This window comes from Bacillus sp. Je.9.29.b (assembly GCF_051129925.1).
In the GTDB taxonomy this organism is placed as follows: Bacteria; Bacillota; Bacilli; order Bacillales; family Bacillaceae; genus Bacillus; species Bacillus safensis.
On sequence record NZ_JBCPSO010000030.1, the window covers coordinates 1 to 272 of the forward strand.

The window sequence follows — 272 nt, forward strand, 5'->3', positions numbered from 1 at the left end:
ATACCAGTGGCACCGGTAGGACCTGTTGGTCCAGTAATACCTGTTGCCCCCGTAGTTCCAGTTGAACCGGTGATACCCGTTGCCCCGGTAGGTCCGGTAGCTCCAGTGATACCCGTTGCGCCAGTAGGTCCAGTAGCTCCAGTGATGCCCGTTGCGCCAGTAGGACCGGTAGCTCCAGTGACACCTGTAGCGCCAGTAGGACCGGTAGCTCCAGTGATGCCCGTTGCGCCAGTAGGACCGGTAGCTCCAGTGACACCTGTAGCGCCAGTAGG

General features: G+C 60.3%; 1 protein-coding gene. It reads right to left on the reverse strand.

Annotated features, from left to right (window positions below; genetic code table 11):
• Positions 1 to 272 (reverse strand): collagen-like triple helix repeat-containing protein (locus tag AAZR19_RS18960; RefSeq protein ID WP_434703999.1); only part of this gene is annotated, 272 nt, incomplete at both ends.